Source organism: Lyngbya aestuarii BL J (assembly GCF_000478195.2).
Lineage (GTDB): Bacteria > Cyanobacteriota > Cyanobacteriia > Cyanobacteriales > Microcoleaceae > Capilliphycus > Capilliphycus aestuarii.
Map to the genome: position 1 here is coordinate 1 of NZ_AUZM01000325.1, position 617 is coordinate 617.

General features: G+C 41.3%; 1 protein-coding gene. It reads left to right on the forward strand.

Annotation, left to right across the window (positions count from 1 at the left end; translation table 11 throughout):
* Positions 1-62: 62 nt before the first annotated feature.
* On the forward strand, positions 63-617 hold a 555-nt coding region (locus M595_RS28360), incomplete at its 3' end, for a hypothetical protein (RefSeq protein ID WP_023069982.1).

Here is a 617-nt window from a genome sequence, read left to right on the forward strand (position 1 = left end):
ACGCTCTTCCGATCTCGAAGGATTCGGCGGCGATACCGGATAGAATCTCTCAGTTTATTATAGTGTATCTCGACCCCAGTTGGGCAGAAAAAAGTCAAGAAAAAGTAAAAGAAGATGCTTTAATTTGGTGGGAAAATCGGGGTAATGATAAGCGGGATTATAAGAATGGGTTGGCGTTTATAGTTCCCAATTTAGCGCAAATGGATAAGGCACGCAAGGGGGCAAGAACGGCTTTAGCGATCGCCTCTTTAGTGGCACAAAAGAAAAAATACAAATTCTCCGCAGAAGACGGGGAGGAACTGGGTACAAAGGAAAAAGAGGCAAATTCAGAAGTTGAAGCGGCGCTGCGCCGACTGTACGAATATATTATCTTACCCGTATTTAATCCCAATATTCAACCGCCGAATAAACTCGAAATTATTGACCTTCATTCCCAAATTAATACCAGCCATAAATTACAAGAACGTGTTTTTGAAGCGTTGAAAAACCATGTTTTTGATAGCTTAACGCCAAATAAATTGCTGCGAATTTCCCGTCTAGACGGCGAAGAAAAAGACTATATTCAAGCGGAAGAATTGGTCAGTTATTTTTTCCGTTTTCCCAATTATCCGAAGCTG